Genomic DNA, 17,566 nt, shown 5'->3' with positions numbered 1-17,566 from the left:
TGTTACATTCATGTCAAAATCCGAAAAGAACTGGCGGCGATTCTACTTGATCCTAATGATTTTTATCTATGGTATTTTTGTACCTGTGACGGTTTTTGAATGGCTGGCGGGTTCAGAAGGGTTTCCGTTAACCGCGATTGTTGTTGGGTTTGCCCTTCCGCTTATGAGGAAGAATCATCTCACTGCCATATGGGAAAAAGAAGGGAAGCAATCATCATAATTTTAAGAAGGGAAAATGACGGTTTTAGCATTTTCCCTTTTATTTATATAAAGAGCATACATATATAGGAAAAATATTTTTACAGGCTGTACAGATGTTACTGCAAAAAGGAAAATCCCCCTAAAGAGAGCAATCAGTCCCAGGAACAAAATAATATTCCCGAAGTGAGTTCGAACCTCTGGGAGACATCCAGAAAGGTCAAAATGTATGGCAAACTGATAGAGGGGGATGGTCTCGGAAGAAAAGAAAGCCTAATTGATGTTACATTGGTTAAAATTTATTGATAAGTAGGTGGAAGTACAAATGAAACTAGCAAAATTCCTTTCCATAATTTTATTTGCATTTATGATTCTATTGACAGGTTGTTCAGAAGATGAAGCAGCAAAAGGTAAGAAAGACGAAAAAGCCGGGGAACAGCAAGAAGAACCGGACAAATCGAATATACCGAAAGCGGCGACAGAACCCGAAGCAATGGTGAAGGAAGGGCCGGGTGAAGCCTTTACATCTGAGAAAATGGGACCTGAAAAATTAAAGAAAACTGTTGGGTCATTGCCTGAGGATCTTACCGCCGATGAAGCATATAACCATTTAATTCATTTATTGGCAGCTGATTACAGCAAGGTATTGAAGAAATACAAAAATTTCAACCCTTCATTTATCGTGGATGGAGCACCCAAGCAGGGCAAGGGTTCGGACAAGAAGGAAGAAAATAAAAAATTGCATGTTGCCTTGTTGATGGATGCAAGTGGAAGTATGGGTGCTTATGTGAACGGCGAAATGAAAATGAAAGCAGCAAAAGAATCATTGCAAAAGTTCGTTTCCGATTTACCTAAAGATGCTAAGGTAATGTTACGGGTCTATGGGCACAAAGGCACCGGGAGTGACGCCGACAAGAAAAAATCTTGCAGCAGTACGGAAGTTGTTTATCCGCTCAGTACATATAAAAAGGCAAAATTTAATAAGTCGCTGTCTAAATTTAAACCGGCCGGCTGGACGCCACTTGCTGCATCAATAAAAGCGGCGAAAAAGGATTTAAAGGGTTATTCCGGAAAAAACGTGAAAAATGTTGTGTACATCATTAGTGATGGGGAGGAAACCTGTGGGGGCAATCCTGTAAATGCCGCAAAGACATTACACGATTCAGGCATTGCGACTGCAGTAAATATTATTGGCTTCGATGTAGGAAATAAAGCACAGGCACAGCTGAAAAAAGTTGCGAAAGCCGGTGGCGGATCTTTCACGAATGTTGATTCCGGCAAAGATATTTTTGTGGCAGCACAGAATAATATCCAGGAAGCGGTTGAAGCGGCAGAGCTAAATATGTGGAGCGCTATGGAAGGTGTGGATCTAACCTGGGATGCGATTCATAAGAACGATGATTTGGATGCAATTGCTTCCGATTTTGATGATGTTATTTCACAGGAGAAAGATTTTCTGTTATCGGGATTAATAGGATTGGTTGAAACGAAGAAAATAACGGAAAAAGAAGCGGATAAAGTAGAGGAACTGATAGAATCCAGAGAGGAAAAGTTGGACCAATTGAACGAAAAGAAAGAGGAACAACTTAAAAAGCGGATTGAAGGAGAGAAGCAAAAGGCAAGTGATTTGATTGATAAGATGAAGAAAGAGCGGTCGAAAAACTAAGGTGAGGGAGGATTACTTGCATTGCTCTATATCGGAATAGTGATTGTTATTTATGTAATACCATTCATATGGTTTGCGTGGTCCATGATTGATGTCCGAAAAGGGAAGCGGCAAAAGGTTAATTGGAAAGGGCCGCTTCTCCTGTTTGCTGTAATTTCGGTTGGTAGTATCATCATTAATTTTTATCTTTCATCAGCCTATAATCTGGCATTCTTTCAAAATAGTACCGGCAGTATCATTGGGTTAATTGTGGTTGGATTAATTGTGGGTATTATGGCCATCATTAACTTTTTTGCCACGTTATATGCACGTCGTAATAATTTGTCAAAAACATTTCATAATCCAAGAGTTGTATGGATTATAACCGGTGTAATAGGCGGAACGTTGCTTATCTTTTTCCTGTGGTTCATGCCGTTGGGGCAAAAAGTCACATATGCTGTTACATTGAACAACGCCATAAATATGATGGAAGAATCACCGAAAAATAAAGATTTTTCAATTGTACTTATGAGGTCAACAAGTGATTGCCTAGGAACCAGGTGTATTGACGAGCAATTTGATAATGTGTTTTACATACGCAATAACATGGATCAGAAAAAAGAGGTGCAAGTCAAGTTACACGTACAGAATGGCGACAAGGAAAAACTGAAGGTTATCAATTCCAACATAATGGAACTGGAACCAGGCGAGTTAAAGATGGTTAAAACGAAAGAAACTAGTGAACATAGGGACATTTGGAGTCAATCAACTTTCACGACGGAAGAACGGGTTGTCTATTATAAATACAATTACCGGTATCGGGATGTGGAATAAGTTAATAAACCTAATGAAATTTGATGAAAAGGGGTTGTGTTTGTGCATAAGAAGTGGTTAGTATTCATGATTGTAATTTTATTGTTTACATTACTTGCTGCATGTGGCGACAGTGGAAATAACAATGCAAAATCGGAAATTGACAAACAGGAAGAAAAAGAAGGTAATCAGAACAAGAAAGTTAACAGTATAACATCGAATGACAAAAATGAAAAAGAGGATAAACCCGCTGAAAGTGAACCAACAGAAAAGGTTAAGCTAAAGGATTTACTTCCAATTCCAACAGATGTTGAGGGTCTCGCTAAGCAGACGGCTGGTCCGTTTGGAGGAGATAAAAAAAATATTTACGATCTAGAACAAAAGATTAAAAAGAAATTTGAGAAACTAGGCCCAATGAGTAAGAACCCTACAGATAAGGAATATCGAAAGTATTTACGTTTCATGTACTGGCTTGTGTCTGAAAATTATCCCAACCCACAAGATATGATTAAAAAATGGGAATTTGCTTCGTTTGGAAATCCGGATTTACCTGATGCAAAATTCCATTTTAAAGAGAATTATAATGTCGAAATAATTTTGGATTCCAGTGGCAGTATGGCTAATCCTGCTGGCAATGGAACACGGATGGATGTAGCCAAAGAATCAATTAATGCCTTTTTATCGCAATTACCTGAGGAAGCAAATGTTTCATTACGTGTATATGGACACAAAGGAACCGGGTCTGAGGGTGATAAAGAAATGTCATGTAATGCAATTGAACAGGTTTACGGATTTGATTCATTTAAAGAAGGGAAATTTCAGAAAGCATTGGATAAATTTCAGCCAAGTGGATGGACGCCGCTTGCTGGTGCATTAAAACAGTCAAAGAAAGCATTAAGTAAGTTTGATACAAAGAAAAATACTAATTTGATCTATGTTGTCAGTGATGGAATTGAAACTTGCGGTGGTAATCCTGTTAAAGTGGCAAAATCTTTGGCGAATTCCAATGCTAAGCCAATTATTAATATTATTGGTTTTCAAACAGATGCTGAAGCACAAAGGCAATTGGAAAAAATGGCTGAGGTATCCGGTGGTATTTTTGCTACTGCAGACAATGAAAAAGAACTTCAAGAGGAATTCAAGCGTGCAAAAGAAGTGCTGGAAGCCTGGGAAGAATGGAAAGAAGATGCTCTGAAAGATGTGGATTATATTGAGGTCGAAAATAGTTTTGATATTATGGGGCTTCATAATGACTGGTATTTCACCACACTGGGAACAAGTAATAATCTAAACAGTTTAGCCAATGTGATGAAAGACATTGGAATTATCACGCATGATCAAAAAATGGAACTTAAAGACAGGGTGGATGATATTATCGATGAAATTGATGAAACAGTAGATGAACTGGAAGTGACATTAAAAGAAATCAGTGAACAAAAAATTACGGAAATGAAAAAATCTATTAATGAAAGATTTGAAAATGAGACGAAGAAAAACCACAAATAGATTTCAAAATTAAAGGGAGTGTAATATTAACTGTGTAAGTAAGAATGCGTACGGTTCTTACTCACACAGTTTTTTTATTTGGTAGAATAGAATTACTAGATAAGAGGAGTGATTTTTATGGCAAAGCCGAAAAGAAATCCTTACTCCGAAGAATTAGCGAACAAGATTATTGAAGAATACCAGCCAAAGTCCGTTGAAGATATGCAAGACGCCCTGAAAGATATATTTGGACCTATGTTTGAGTCCATGTTAAAAGGAGAGATGAATCATCACCTGGGGTATGAATCGAATGATAAAGCTGAAAAGGACACGGAAAACAGGCGGAATGGATACGGAAAGAAAAACATCCATACCAGTTCAGGCGAACTGGATATTCAAGTTCCACGGGATCGTGATGGATCTTTTGATCCAAAACTTATCCCTAAACGGAAAAAGGATGTTTCTGCCATTGAGGACAAGGTGATAGCCATGTATGCCCGTGGAATGTCCCAACGTGATATCTCCTCCACGATTGAAGATATCTATGGATTTTCGGTTTCTCATGACATGGTTTCGGATATTACAGACAATGTATTGCCTGATTTAGAAGAATGGCAGGCCAGACCTTTAAGTAACTGTTATGCCTTCGTATTTGTGGACTGCATGTATACGACCATTCGAAACCAGTATGAAACGAAGAAATATGCCGTTTATACGATTCTTGGTTACACCATGGAAGGGACAAAAGAAATACTTGGATTATGGTTGAATGAAACAGAAAGCAAGCATAAGTGGATGCAGATTTTTGATGAAATCAAAGCCAGAGGAGTGGAAGACATTTTCTTTATTTCCATGGATGGTGTTAGTGGATTGGAGGAAGGGGCGCAAGCCATTTTTCCGAACGTTGTCGTTCAACGCTGCATGGTCCATCTGATTCGCAATTCCGTGAAATACGTTCCAAGCAAGGATTATAAGCCATTTACTCAAGCATTAAGAAAGGTATATGGTGCACCAAGTTTAAAAGCTTGTCACAGTGCCTTTGAATCCTTTAAGCAACAATGGGCTGCCTATCCGGGAGCGATTGATGTTTGGAAACGAAACTTTAATCATGTCGAACAGCTTTATGATTACGGCAGTGCCATACGTAAAGTCATGTATACGACAAACGCCGTAGAAAGCATCCACTCCAGTTTTCGCAAAGTAACCAAAAAAGGAGCATTCCCCAACGAGAATGCCCTGTTAAAGCTATTGTTTTTGCGAATCCAGGAATTAGAGAAAAAATGGGATGGTGGACACATCCAAAACTGGGCTATGGTGATGAATCAGCTTCTTGTGCATGATCATTTCAAAGACAGGGTCTCCAAATATCTTGAGTAATAATTAACTTACACACTTTATTTGACAAACCCAAATTAAAACCAGGGAGTCGCCTCGGGGGCGGCTTCTTCCCTTTATTCTTATAGCACTCCCCGCAAAAACGCCCTGATCTCATCCGCTTCCATTTCAGTCTCATGGAAAACGTGCTCAATCTCGCCTTCTTTATCCAGGTCTTCTTTTCCTAAAAAGGCGAAACGGTTTTTCTGCAGATAGATGACAACAAGTTTGGATGGATCCTCTTCGTGCTGCATAAGGGCAAAGTCGTATCGTTGCAGGTTGCCTTTGAAACTTATGTAGCGTATTTCTTTTGTTTGTGTTTCATCTTTCAGTATGTCAAAGCTTTTATCCATTTCATTTCACTCCATGCGATTTTATTTTACTATAACATGATTCGGTTCTTATGATATAGTTAAATGAGCACGATATTCGGAGGGTGAAAAATGTACTTTGTTGATCGTAAAAAAATTGAAGAAATACTTGATTATATGAAAGAACTGCTTGCTGAGGTGAAAAAGCATCAGTTTAGTTCTTTTATGGAAAAATTATACTTGGAACGTACCGTACATATGGTAATTGAGTCGATGCTTGATGTCGGAAATATGATGATTGACGGGTTCATCATGCGCGATCCGGGCAGTTATGAGGATATTATCGATATTCTGGTTGATGAAAAAGTCGTTCCGGAGCACTATGATGAGGGACTGAAGGCAGTTATTTTATTGCGTAAACATCTAGTGAAAGAATATTTGTCGGTTGACCATGAATTGCTCGAAAAAACGTTGCGGGACAACATGGATAAATTAACGGAATTCAGTGCCTATGTGAGAAAATATCTGGATAATGAATTAGGGGTTGCCAACGCATTTTTAAAGAATGAGTAGAAAGAGGTACTGCAGTTGAGGAAATATAATGCATATTTAATTGATTTGGATGGAACGATGTACAAAGGAAATGAACGGATTGAGGCAGCCGGTGAATTTGTGGACAAGCTGGTTGAAGAGGGTATACCGTATTTATTTTTGACGAATAATTCCTCCAGAACACAAGAACAGATTTCCGATAAACTAAAGCGGATGGATATTCAATCGACACCTGAACATGTTTTCACCTCAAGTCTGGCAACCGCCAAGTTTATTCGGAAACAACATGAAAATGCACGTTGTTATGTGATTGGTGAAGAAGGGCTTCATCAGGCGATAAATGACGAAGGGCTTGTTTTGACGGATAAAGACTGTGACTTTGTGGTAGTTGGCATTGACAGGGATATCAGCTATGATAAATTGTCCAAAGCATGTATTGCTGTTCGCAATGGGGCAACATTTATTTCGACCAACAGTGACGCGGCGATTCCAACTGAGCGCGGACTGGAGCCGGGTAATGGTGCGCTGACCTCGGTGATCACGGTCAGTACAGGTCAAAAGCCGACTTTTATTGGCAAACCGGAAGAGATCATTATGGAACAGGCGCTGGAGACAATTGGTTCTTCCAGTACGGATACATTGATGGTTGGCGATAACTATCACACAGACATACTCGCGGGGATAAATGCAGGGCTTGATACGTTAATGGTATTTACCGGTGTCACTCCTTTTGCCGATTATCCGCAATTGGCGAAAAAGCCAACCTACTATGTGCAAAATTTATATCAATGGATGGACAATATTTGAAAAAGCTGCTCAGTATCGAGCAGCTTTTGATCTTTTCAGTCATCCAATTGTTTTACGTCAGCCGATCCGTGTGCCAGGCGGCTTGATGCGGCAGCGGCAATTGCCCCGACAATGTCATCTAAAAATGTGTGGCATTCCCCGCTTGATTTATCGTTCAGTTTTTCCAGAATGCCCGGTTTTTGCTTATCGATATATCCGTAGTTCGTGAAACCGATGGAGCCATATACATTGACGATGGAAAAGGCGATGATTTCATCAATTCCATACAGACTCTCATCCGTTTCAATCGTTTGTTGCAGCGGCCGGTCAAGCATGTTTTTTTCGGCAAGTGTATCCAGCTGAATTCCAGTCAAAATCGCATTCTGCACCTCGCGTTTGGTTAAGACACGGTCCACATTATGGAGACACTCATCCATCGTCAAGTCTTCATGGTACTTGGCTTGCAGGTAATAAACCAGTTCTGCGATATCATGAAGGGTGACACCGCGTTGTGTCAGCCATTCTCTTGCTTTTAATTCAAGTTCACTCTGTTGTGTATTTTTATCCATTCGAACCACCTTTTCTTTCATTTATAGTTAAAAAACTGCCGGTACAAACATAGTTATAGGATATAGATCTATTTTGAATGGAGAGGATATCCGTGAAGGAATTGCTCACTGATTTCTATGGTATACAGGCACATGAAAAAATTATTATGAACGGAAGGGAGGGTTTTAAGCAGGATAACTTTCTTTATTTTACCATTTCAGCCGACTATAAGGAAATGATACATATGGAGCAAGCTGCTGCAGCGTATTTTTTAGTTGAAAATCATTATACAAAAATTGCCTATCCAATTCAAAATGTAAGCGGCGAATGGTTTACACGTTATCGGAACGATCATTTCTTTGTGGTAAAGGCGCCATTTGCCGAAACCGGTCATAGTTTGTCGGAAGGGAAGGCGCTGGCGGAATTGCACATGGGTGGTCTTGACTATCCGTATGAACCGCAGGAAATTTCAAGCTATGGGCAATGGAAACAATTATGGATTGATAAGCTTACTGCATTTGAAAATAAAATTGTTATGGATGTGAATGAGAATCCGACACCGTGGAGCAAGTTGCTGTCGGATGCGCTACCATATGTTGTTGGTATCAGTGAAAATGCAATTCAATATATGCAGGAAAGTGAGGGGGAAAAGCGTTTTGGCGATGTAGACCAAGGAACAATGGGACTAAGGCGATATGCCGGAAATTTAGCGGATGGTTTTGTATGGACAAATGAATTGGTTTATGATCATCCGGCAAGGGATTTAGCGGAATATATCCGGCACAGGCTGCTTCAGGTAAACGATCCGGTCAAAAAGATCAGGGATTTTTTAAATGATTATCAGGAAGAGCGGCAGTTATCGGTATTCAGCTGGCGGATGATTTATGCACGTTTGATTTTCCCAATTCATCTATTTGACGCAATGGAAAGGGGATTTGCCAAAGGAGGGAATGATGGGAGCGTTCTTGAATTGGAGGAATTGCTTGACCGACAGCAGGATTATGAGCGGCGTCTGGGGAAATTTTTTGATGAAGCGGGTGTTGATTGTGAGAGGTTGGAAATCCCTGTGTTACACTGGTTATAATCACAATTTTAGAGGAGCGATGGACTTTTGAAACCAGTAATCTATGTAACACGAAAAATACCGGAAAAAGTGCTAAAGCCATATCGCAGCCATTTTGATGTTCGAATGTGGGAAGCGGCGGATGAACCAGTGCCAAGGGATGTGCTTCTTAAAGAAATACAGGATGCCGATGGGTTGCTCTGTTTGCTGACCGAACAAATCGACCGTGAGCTGCTTGAACATGGGGAAAAGCTGAAAATTGTGGCCAATATGGCGGTCGGTTTTGATAATGTTGATGTAGCTGCCGCAAAGGAACGGGGTGTAATGGTAACCAATACACCGGATGTTTTGACTGATACAACGGCTGACTTGACGTTTGCCTTGTTAATGGCAGCGGCCCGTCGTATTGTCGAAGCCAGTGAGTATATTAAAAGTAATGCATGGGAAAATTGGTCACCGTATTTGCTGGCCGGTGCAGATGTACATCATAAAACGATCGGTATCGTTGGAATGGGCAGAATTGGGCAGGCTGTTGCAAAACGGGCAAAAGGGTTTGATATGCACGTAATGTATCATGCACGCTCGCGTAAACCGGATGCTGAAAGGGAAATCGGGGCGGTTTATAAAGCATTTGATGAATTGCTTGCCGAATCTGATTTTGTTGTTTGTCTTGTGCCGTTAACGAATCAGACAGCGGATTTGTTTAATCGGGAAGCATTTCGGAAAATGAAAAACTCGGCAGTATTTGTGAATGTGTCGCGTGGGGGAACGGTCGATGAAGATGCATTGTACGATGCATTAACGAAAGGAGAAATTCGCGCTGCCGGCTTGGATGTATTTAAAGGTGAGCCAATCGGTGCGGAACATCCGCTTGTCCAGCTTGATAATGTGGCAGCACTGCCCCACATAGGATCCGCAAGTGAGGAGACACGTTCGAAAATGCTCACATTATGCCTTGATAACGTAACCGCAGTATTCAACGGTGAAAAACCATTAACGCCGGTAAGCACACAATAAATTTCGACAGGTGCCTATAGGATTTTATCAAATAAAAAGCAGACACGTATGGGTGTCTGCTTTTATCTATATGTTTTTAAAATACCTGTTCGATTTCGGTTACACCGGGAACTTCTGCCATCAATGCGCGTTCAATTCCGGCCTTCAGAGTGATTGTAGAACTTGGGCAGTTGCCACATGCACCCATGAGACGAAGAAGTACAATGCCATTTTCATCTACATCAATTAACTCCACATCTCCACCGTCACGCAGTAAAAATGGGCGTAATTTGCTTAACACTTCCTGTACTTGCTCATGCATTATCCATCTTCTCCTTTCTGATTACCATTATAAAATGAATTGCCGAAAAAATCTATCCATAATTTCATTTCATCAATTACAGCTTCTTTTATTTTATCTTTAAACAAGTATTTTGTAAAATATAAGTAACTATGAAGGTGAGGGAGCAATATATGGAGAAAAATTTACTGGTTACGGTTTACGGTGCTGAACAGATTTGTGCCAGCTGTGTAGGTGCACCAGGATCAAAGGATACATATGAATGGCTGCAGGCAGCTATTGGAAGAAAATATGTTGCTGATGACATTGATTATGAATATATTGATATCGATAATCCGCCTGAAGTGAAAAAGCATCAGGATTTTGTAGAGCGGATTATTGAAGAAGATTTATTTTATCCGATTGTCTTTGTGAATGATGAACTGGTTGCGGAGGGTATTCCGAGGCTGAAATCAATTTATCGTGAATTGGATAAACACGGTATTGCACTGCAATCTTAATGGAATGAGGTATGGAGATGAAGATAGCCTATACAAAGATGCATGGACTAGGAAATAATTACATTTATATCGATTTATTTAATGATGAATTGGATGAGGACCTATTTCCTGAGGTGGCCAGGCAGGTATCAGACATCAACACTGGTATCGGATCGGATGGCATGATTGTGATACATCCGAGTGATACAGCAGACGTTGGTATGCGGATTTTTAACAGGGATGGTTCTGAAGGAATGAATTGTGGCAACGGATTACGCTGCGTTGCAAAGTATGCGTATGAAAAGGGAATTGTTAAGACGGAGGATTTTAACATCCAAACCCGCGCGAATGTGGTGAAGGCTGCGGTTCAGCCTGTCGATGGTATGGTGGAGGAGATTACGATTAACATGGGCGAGCCGATTTTGCAGCGGTCACACATTCCGATGACAGGGGAAGAAGTTGATAAAGTTGTTTCTGAGCCGTTTGTTGCAGATGGGGAGGAACTTGAGATTACGGCAGTCTCTATGGGAAATCCGCATGCGGTATTTTTTGTGGATGCCATCGAGGATGCTCCGCTTTATGAACTTGGCCCTGTTATAACTGACGATTCACGGTTTCCGGACGGGGTAAATGTTGAATTTGTTGAAGCAGTGTCACCGGACGAACTGAATTTTCGCGTATGGGAGCGGGGTTCAGGTGTCACCCAAGCGTGTGGTACAGGTGCTTGCGCAGCAGTTGTTGCAGCGGTTTTAAACGGGATAGCAGAGCGTGGAAATGAGATAACGGTCCATTTAAGCGGCGGGGATTTGCGGATTAAATGGGATTATCAAAACTTGGTCTGGATGACTGGCGGGGCAGAGATTATAACAGAGGGCATTTATTTCTTCAAAGATTGATTGGTTGAACGATCCGAACATAGTTTGTATACTTGAGGTAATGATTCGTATGAAACCGTCAAAATACAGAGGAGGGTAAAGATGGTTATAACCATTACGGATAAAGCAGCTGATCAGGTAAAAGAAATGATGCATGGTGAAGAGGAAGGTGTTCGCCTGCGTTTTGGCATTAAAGGTGGCGGCTGCAGCGGACTTTCGTATTCACTTGGTTTTGAATACGATGTGAATGAAGATCTGGATAACACATATGACATTAACGGAATTCCTGTTGTTATTTTTAATCAGGATGAACCGATTATAGAAGGAACTACCATTGATTATAAACAAAACATGATGGGCGGCGGATTCGCAATTGATAATCCGAATGCTATTGTATCGTGCGGGTGCGGATCTTCGTTTAAAGCGAAGAATCGTGAAGGTACACCGGAGAATTGCTAAACTTCATGTATAGCCGGGGCACTTATTGAGTGCTTCGGCTTTTTTAATTTGTTTTGGCACTTCTCCACATAGAAATACGGTCCGTCATGGAAAAAACGAGCTTTCCATCATCGGAAATTTTTCATAAATAAACCCGGGCACTCTATTAGTGCTCGGGCTTCATATATTTAAAACATTGCGGTTGAGTGCTTCGGCTGGATGCGGGCTTTTGGATCAATGTATTGCTTGGCATTATTGATGGCGGTTGGTCCTTCGCCGAATCCGGTCGCAATCAGATTGACTTTTCCCGGATAAGTACAAATGTCTCCGGCTGCATAGATGCCCGGGATGTTTGTTTCCATCCGGGAGTTGACGACGATGCTGTTTTTCTCGATTTCCAGTCCCCATTCTTTTATCGGCCCAAGGGTGGAAACAAAACCATAGTTACATAGGACAGAATCGACGTCGATTTCTACTGTCTTATCCCCTTTTACCTCTTCCAAAGTAACCGTATCAATCTTTTCCGTTCCGCTGATAGCTTTTGGTACATACGGTGTTAAAATTTCTACGCTTGACGAGAAAAGTTTCTCGACACTGTGTTCGTGTGCCCTGAATTTATCGCGGCGATGGACAAGGCTGACTTTTTTCGCGATTGGTTCCAGCATGAGCGCCCAATCCACTGCGGAGTCACCGCCTCCAAGGAGCATAACGTTCTGGTCCTTGTAATGATTCATGTCTTTTACATGATAATGCAGATTGACACCCTCGAATTGGTCACATTCCCCGACATTTAACCGGCGAGGCTGAAATGCGCCATTTCCGGCTGTAATGATAATCGTCTTGGAATAATGTACTTCTTTATCTGAAATGAGCTTGAATGTGTCATCTTCCAGCCGCTCAATTTGCTGAACGGATTGTTCCAGTACAATGGTTGGATCAAATATATTGGCCTGTTCTTCCAGGTTGTCGACTAGTTCTTGTGCACCGACTTTCGGAAAACCGGCTATATCATATATATCTTTCTCTGGGTACAGGGCAGTTAATTGCCCGCCAGTGTGCGGCAAACTATCAATTATTTTTACGCTTGCCTGGCGCATTCCACCATAGAAAGCAGTGAATAAGCCAGTGGGGCCGGCGCCAATAATTGTTACGTCGTATACTTTATCTGACATGGAAATTCCCCCATTTATGATTGTCGAATAAAACACCATTCCTATAGTATCACAAACAACCGGCTTCTGTGTATTAAAGCACACGTTCTTCAGTATGCAGACTTATACAAGGGGAATAGTTGTCGTGAAATTGTTAAAAAGAAGTGCGGGGACTGTACTTGTTGCCGGTGCTATTTTATTATAGAATGGTTTTTGTATGTAAGTGTGAAGGGAGACACAGCATTGATTCAATTGGTTGTTTCGATATTATTGTTTTTTGTCATATTTTTTGGTTTGGCGTTTATTTTGAATATGCTGCTGCGACGTACATGGCTGATGGCATTTATTTATCCGATTATTATTGTGATGATTGTGGATAATTTTTCAACGTTGGAATATTTCAAGCATCCAGACAGTGCGTTTTCGGAGGCTTTATCGCGGCTGATGGATATTACTATTGTTGATATTACTATTTTGGGCGCTGGATTCATTGGTACGATTGTATCCGGATTTGTAATAAAATTCCTGCGAAAGAGCGGCTATCAAATGTTTTAACTCTTTTATATGAATAAAAACTTAATAGATTGGAAATGATGACATGCAGAGTGAGGTGTTATCATTGAAAAATCTGAAATTTATTCAAAAAACAGGAATGTATGCATTGCTTATCGGATTACTTTGGTCGGCATGGCCTGCATTGTCGCATATGACTGCATTAGCTGTTGAGGACAGTGTACTGCCGGCTGCCGTAACGACAGAAGATGCATTTAGTAAAAGGCATGTTGCATTGAAAAAGAAAGAGCTTAATGTTGAAAAATCCCCCAAAAGGTATATTTCAAGTGAGCAGATTAAAGGGCCGCAAACATTGGCGGAAGCTGTAAATTATGAACAATATCCGAGTAATACCGTTGTTGCGACAGGATATACGGCTGGATATGAGTCAACCGGCAAGACACCTGAACATTCAACATACGGCATTACTTATTCCGGTATTGAAGTTACACGAGACTTGTACTCTACTATCGCAGCGGATTTGGACGTCTACCCGATAGGAACTGTAATGTTCATTCCGGGCTACGGATATGGAGTGGTTGCGGATAAAGGCGCTGCAATTAACGGAAATGAAATCGATCTTTATTATGAAACAGTGGAAGACGTTTATTCGCAGTGGGGGAAGCAGGAAGTGGAAGTGTACATCATCAAACGAGGTGATGGTACTTTAACAGCCGACGAGCTTAAAAAGTTGAATGAAAATCATGCCTTGCAAGTGTTTCGTGAAAAAATTAAAAAGAGCTAATTAAAAACAGGCGTTCCTGCATGGTGCAGGGCGCCTGTTTTTAATAGAGCTGATATACAAGAAAAGCTATGGCGATTCCCGACAATCCGCCGAAAAACACTTCAATTGGCTGGTGGCCAAGCAATTCCTTCAGTTCCTTTCGTTTTTCATATTCTTCCTTCCGGTTCCAGCCCTTGGCGCCGTCCACAAAGTATTGAAAATCTTTGACAAGTTTATTTAGGACAACCGCCTGTTCACCTGCCTGTCTTCTGACACCGGAGGCATCGAACATGATGATAATGCTGAAGATGGCTGCAATGGCAAACATGGTTGAAGTTACACCTTCCATGATCCCGACACCGGTGGTCAAAGCGGCCACTGCTGCTGAATGGCTGCTTGGCATTCCTCCTGTACTAAAGGCGAGTCCCGGTTTGAATTCACCAGTCACCGCAAACCGAAGCGGAATTTTCACCACCTGTGCAAATACGATTGCAGCTAAGGCAGCCCATAATGGAAAATTCGCGAAAAAGTCCATGAATCTGAAAACATCCTTTCTGTTGTTGTCATATGTGTTTCATGGATAACACGAAAACGTACTTCAATTATATGATATGCAATTTTATCATAATGACTGCGCTTTATCACGTAAAAAAGGCACCCCATACAGGAATGCCATCTTTACAGTTTACGATGCTTTAGCGGCAGGTGTCCATCTCGCTGGAATCCGCTTGGCCAAATTGAGCATAAATACACCGGCAAGTACTGCGAGGGCAGTATCTTTTATTAGAAATGGAATCATACTAATCCATGCTGCCTGATAGGTCACGTGCAGTTCGAGCCATGTATTCATGGCAGCATACATGTACGTAACCCCAATTCCATAGTTGAAGACCAGTCCAATAAGTGATGCAAATGTATAAACGGGAATGGACGGTTTTTTAGTCAATTCAGCGATCATTCCGACAAAGAACGCGATAAATATGAATGAGAATATAAATCCGCCGGTTGGTGAAATGAGTGCCATCGGACCTGCTGACATGTTTGCGAAAACGGGCACACCGGCAATTCCAACCAATATGTACGTAATCATTGAAATACTGCCAAGTTTTTTGCCAAGCATTAGTCCGGCAAGTATCGCAAAGAAGGTTTGCAGTGATATTGGCACCGATGCACCTCCTATTGGTATGGCCAGCATCGGGAACCAGACGGCAATATTGGCCCCAACCGTCATGAGACACACAAAAACCGCTCCAAACGTAAGATCAGTTGCTCTTAAATCTTTCACGTTGTTCGCCCCTTTCTTTATTTATCTTAAATGGGGCAAGGCAATATTGTCAACTTATTAATGCATAGGTGAACAATGAAGGCGTGAAAAGAGGCTGGGACATATCAAAAAGTATGATTCAAAAGACGAACAATTTGGCGACTAGAGAAGTATATTTCCGGAAGCGGCTATTCGCTCCATTTTTTAATTAGTTGTTCGGATTTTCTTTGGATCATACACTTTTGTCTCAGCCTCTTTCTGAAATTACTTTATTGCTGCATTCAAGGCAATTTCCATCATTTCATTGAAGGTCGTCTGTCGTTCTTCCGCGGTTGTTTCTTCACCAGTCAGAATATGATCAGATACAGTTAGGACGGACAATGCTTGTCGATCATATTTGGCTGCCAAGGTATATAATGCGGTAGTTTCCATTTCAATTGCCAGTACTTTGTATTTTGCCAGCAGTTCATTCACTTCCCGAGCATTATCCCGATAAAATGTATCACTGGTAAAAACATTTCCCACACGCAAGTTCATGCCTTTTTCAATACCTGTATCATAAGCATTCTTCAGCAAATCAAAATCTGCAATCGGCGCATAGTCAATGCCATTAAAAATCATTTGATTCATTTTGGAATCGGTTGTAGCTCCCTGAGCAAGGATTACATCACGTACTTGGACATCTTTTTGGATTGCACCGCACGTTCCGACCCGAAGCAGTTTTTGTACATCATAACTTTGAATCAATTCATTGACATAGATGGAGATGGATGGCACTCCCATACCCGTTCCCTGAACCGAAATGCGCTCACCTTTATATGTGCCTGTATATCCGTACATGCCGCGGACTTTATTGTACTGGGAAACATCTTCCAAAAATGTTTCCGCTATAAATTTTGCTCTTAGCGGGTCACCGGGCAGAAGAATTTTATCGGCAATATCACCTTGTTTTGCTCCTATATGTACACTCATTTTTTTGTTGCCTCCCTATCAGTTCGGAATTATTCAACGTAACGGTATCATAATGCGCGTTTAAAAACAAATAAGTTAGTGCAATCTAAATAAACAATGCAGTAACTTTTTGGTTTCAAAATAAGCTGTTATTGTATATAATAAACCTGTGCAGGTTATACATGTACATAAAAAATGAACTTATATTCGGAAGGATGAAATAATATGAAAGAACAAACATTTACAATTACAGCTGACACGGGTGTACACGCTCGTCCGGCAACATTGCTTGTGAATAAGGCAGGACAGTTTGAATCAGAAATTGAGATTTCTTATAATGACAAAAGCGTTAACCTGAAATCAATTATGGGTGTTATGTCACTTGGTATTCCGAAAGATGCACAAGTTAAAATCACTGCAAACGGCGGTGACGAAGAAGAAGCAATCAATGGTGTTGCTGAAGTAATGAAAGAACATTTGGGTGAATAAGTTGGAGCTAGAGAGAATTCCCTCTAGCTTTTAATTTTTTTGTGTAGCGTGGAAATTGGAATTAAAGAGGTGACATGGATGGATATTTCAGTATCCCAATTGCCTGGAATCGGGCAAAAAATTTCGTTGAAAACTGCTGAGGAAGATATGCTGGTTATCATTGTGCATCATACAGGAAAACGGGAACTTTACTTTTTTGATGATGCTGAAAATGATGAAGCAGATTTTGCGATGGATTTAACCCCTGATGAAACAAGGGAAATTGCCGCACAACTGCTCGGTGCGACATACCAGCCGGTGGGCATTGATAAAATGCGGATGTTTAAGCGGCAAATTATTATAGATTACATTACACTGGAGAAAAAATCGATTCTCGCAAATAAAACGATTGAGGAATCTGATGTAAGGAACATTACCGGTGCGACAATCATTGGCATTGTCCATGGTGAGGATGTAATCGCCATACCGGAAGCGGACACCACTTTAAAACCAGGCGATGTTCTTATGTCCGTTGGGAAAGAAGAACAGATTTCCACCTTGTCTAAACTTTGTAAGGGTGAGGACTGATGC

General features: G+C 40.9%; 23 protein-coding genes. 16 read left to right on the top strand and 7 right to left on the bottom strand.

The window, feature by feature from the left end:
* Positions 1-10 precede the first annotated feature (10 nt).
* The 5 genes from B1K71_RS13130 (at position 11) to B1K71_RS13110 (ending at position 5,518) form a co-directional block, all read left to right on the top strand.
* Positions 11-220: a hypothetical protein gene (locus B1K71_RS13130; RefSeq protein WP_077327777.1), complete on the top strand. Its 210-nt coding sequence runs from the start codon at positions 11-13 to the stop codon at positions 218-220.
* 303 nt (positions 221-523) lie between these two features.
* On the top strand, positions 524-1,864 hold the full coding sequence (locus B1K71_RS13125; RefSeq protein WP_077327775.1) for a vWA domain-containing protein: 1,341 nt from the start codon (positions 524-526) through the stop codon (positions 1,862-1,864).
* A 21-nt stretch (positions 1,865-1,885) separates the two neighbouring features.
* Entirely contained in the window at positions 1,886-2,677 is a 792-nt protein-coding gene (locus B1K71_RS13120) for a hypothetical protein (RefSeq protein ID WP_077327772.1), read from the top strand.
* A gap of 42 nt (positions 2,678-2,719) precedes the next feature.
* Positions 2,720-4,162: a VWA domain-containing protein gene (locus B1K71_RS13115; RefSeq protein ID WP_139343332.1), complete on the top strand. Its 1,443-nt coding sequence runs from the start codon at positions 2,720-2,722 to the stop codon at positions 4,160-4,162.
* A gap of 117 nt (positions 4,163-4,279) precedes the next feature.
* Complete coding sequence (locus tag B1K71_RS13110; protein ID WP_077324861.1) at positions 4,280-5,518, top strand: IS256 family transposase; 1,239 nt, start codon at positions 4,280-4,282, stop codon at positions 5,516-5,518.
* Positions 5,519-5,598: 80 nt separating this feature from the next.
* Here the strand turns inward: B1K71_RS13110 and B1K71_RS13105 are convergent, their stop codons facing one another.
* The gene (locus tag B1K71_RS13105) at positions 5,599-5,868 is read right to left on the bottom strand and encodes an SAV0927 family protein (protein ID WP_077327766.1); all 270 of its coding nucleotides are present in this window, start codon (positions 5,866-5,868) and stop codon (positions 5,599-5,601) included.
* 90 nt (positions 5,869-5,958) lie between these two features.
* Between B1K71_RS13105 and B1K71_RS13100 the strand changes: the two genes are divergently transcribed.
* Complete coding sequence (locus B1K71_RS13100) at positions 5,959-6,399, top strand: DUF86 domain-containing protein (protein ID WP_077327763.1); 441 nt, start codon at positions 5,959-5,961, stop codon at positions 6,397-6,399.
* Positions 6,400-6,414: 15 nt separating this feature from the next.
* The gene (locus tag B1K71_RS13095) at positions 6,415-7,185 is read left to right on the top strand and encodes a TIGR01457 family HAD-type hydrolase (RefSeq protein WP_077327759.1); all 771 of its coding nucleotides are present in this window, start codon (positions 6,415-6,417) and stop codon (positions 7,183-7,185) included.
* Between the two features lie 35 nt (positions 7,186-7,220).
* On the opposite strand, the gene B1K71_RS13090 is transcribed toward B1K71_RS13095, so the two are convergent.
* The gene (locus tag B1K71_RS13090; RefSeq protein WP_077327756.1) at positions 7,221-7,733 is read right to left on the bottom strand and encodes a phosphatidylglycerophosphatase A family protein; all 513 of its coding nucleotides are present in this window, start codon (positions 7,731-7,733) and stop codon (positions 7,221-7,223) included.
* 92 nt (positions 7,734-7,825) lie between these two features.
* Here B1K71_RS13090 and B1K71_RS13085 point away from each other — a divergent pair, with 92 nt between their 5' ends.
* The gene (locus B1K71_RS13085) at positions 7,826-8,797 is read left to right on the top strand and encodes a hypothetical protein (protein WP_077327753.1); all 972 of its coding nucleotides are present in this window, start codon (positions 7,826-7,828) and stop codon (positions 8,795-8,797) included.
* A 27-nt stretch (positions 8,798-8,824) separates the two neighbouring features.
* Positions 8,825-9,793, top strand: a complete 969-nt coding sequence (locus tag B1K71_RS13080) for a 2-hydroxyacid dehydrogenase (protein WP_077327750.1) — start codon at positions 8,825-8,827, stop codon at positions 9,791-9,793.
* 76 nt (positions 9,794-9,869) lie between these two features.
* Here B1K71_RS13080 and B1K71_RS13075 read toward each other — a convergent pair whose 3' ends face one another.
* Complete coding sequence (locus B1K71_RS13075; RefSeq protein WP_077327748.1) at positions 9,870-10,094, bottom strand: NifU family protein; 225 nt, start codon at positions 10,092-10,094, stop codon at positions 9,870-9,872.
* Positions 10,095-10,246: 152 nt separating this feature from the next.
* Between B1K71_RS13075 and B1K71_RS13070 the strand changes: the two genes are divergently transcribed.
* The 3 genes from B1K71_RS13070 (at position 10,247) to B1K71_RS13060 (ending at position 11,886) form a co-directional block, all read left to right on the top strand.
* Positions 10,247-10,573 carry a YuzD family protein gene (locus B1K71_RS13070; RefSeq protein ID WP_077327745.1) on the top strand — a complete coding sequence of 109 codons (327 nt, stop codon included), beginning with the start codon at positions 10,247-10,249 and terminating at the stop codon, positions 10,571-10,573.
* Positions 10,574-10,590: 17 nt separating this feature from the next.
* The gene (gene dapF / locus B1K71_RS13065) at positions 10,591-11,448 is read left to right on the top strand and encodes a diaminopimelate epimerase (protein ID WP_077327743.1); all 858 of its coding nucleotides are present in this window, start codon (positions 10,591-10,593) and stop codon (positions 11,446-11,448) included.
* Positions 11,449-11,529: 81 nt separating this feature from the next.
* Positions 11,530-11,886 (top strand): HesB/IscA family protein, encoded by a 357-nt coding sequence (locus tag B1K71_RS13060; protein ID WP_077327740.1) that lies wholly within the window; start codon positions 11,530-11,532, stop codon positions 11,884-11,886.
* Positions 11,887-12,053: 167 nt separating this feature from the next.
* Here the strand turns inward: B1K71_RS13060 and B1K71_RS13055 are convergent, their stop codons facing one another.
* Positions 12,054-13,037, bottom strand: coding sequence for an NAD(P)/FAD-dependent oxidoreductase (locus B1K71_RS13055; protein WP_077327738.1), 984 nt, complete (start codon positions 13,035-13,037; stop codon positions 12,054-12,056).
* Positions 13,038-13,259: 222 nt separating this feature from the next.
* On the opposite strand from B1K71_RS13055, the gene B1K71_RS13050 reads away from it, so the two are divergent.
* Both B1K71_RS13050 and B1K71_RS13045 read left to right on the top strand, forming a co-directional pair.
* On the top strand, positions 13,260-13,571 hold the full coding sequence (locus tag B1K71_RS13050) for a YuiB family protein (protein WP_077327735.1): 312 nt from the start codon (positions 13,260-13,262) through the stop codon (positions 13,569-13,571).
* Between the two features lie 64 nt (positions 13,572-13,635).
* Positions 13,636-14,313, top strand: a complete 678-nt coding sequence (locus B1K71_RS13045; protein WP_245799268.1) for a 3D domain-containing protein — start codon at positions 13,636-13,638, stop codon at positions 14,311-14,313.
* 40 nt (positions 14,314-14,353) lie between these two features.
* Here the strand turns inward: B1K71_RS13045 and B1K71_RS13040 are convergent, their stop codons facing one another.
* From B1K71_RS13040 to deoD, 3 genes are all read right to left on the bottom strand, one after another.
* On the bottom strand, positions 14,354-14,827 hold the full coding sequence (locus tag B1K71_RS13040) for a divergent PAP2 family protein (protein WP_077327733.1): 474 nt from the start codon (positions 14,825-14,827) through the stop codon (positions 14,354-14,356).
* 150 nt (positions 14,828-14,977) lie between these two features.
* On the bottom strand, positions 14,978-15,577 hold the full coding sequence (locus B1K71_RS13035) for a biotin transporter BioY (protein ID WP_077327730.1): 600 nt from the start codon (positions 15,575-15,577) through the stop codon (positions 14,978-14,980).
* A 243-nt stretch (positions 15,578-15,820) separates the two neighbouring features.
* Entirely contained in the window at positions 15,821-16,528 is a 708-nt protein-coding gene (gene deoD, locus B1K71_RS13030; protein WP_077327727.1) for a purine-nucleoside phosphorylase, read from the bottom strand.
* Positions 16,529-16,732: 204 nt separating this feature from the next.
* Here deoD and B1K71_RS13025 point away from each other — a divergent pair, with 204 nt between their 5' ends.
* Both B1K71_RS13025 and B1K71_RS13020 read left to right on the top strand, forming a co-directional pair.
* Positions 16,733-16,996, top strand: coding sequence for a phosphocarrier protein HPr (locus B1K71_RS13025; RefSeq protein WP_077327724.1), 264 nt, complete (start codon positions 16,733-16,735; stop codon positions 16,994-16,996).
* A 78-nt stretch (positions 16,997-17,074) separates the two neighbouring features.
* Entirely contained in the window at positions 17,075-17,563 is a 489-nt protein-coding gene (locus B1K71_RS13020) for a cation:proton antiporter regulatory subunit (protein ID WP_077327721.1), read from the top strand.
* The last annotated feature ends 3 nt before the right edge of the window (positions 17,564-17,566 follow it).

The organism is Virgibacillus siamensis, from assembly GCF_900162695.1.
In the GTDB taxonomy this organism is placed as follows: domain Bacteria; phylum Bacillota; class Bacilli; order Bacillales; family Amphibacillaceae; genus Lentibacillus; species Lentibacillus siamensis_A.
This window is presented reverse-complemented; position numbering and strand designations above follow the sequence as displayed.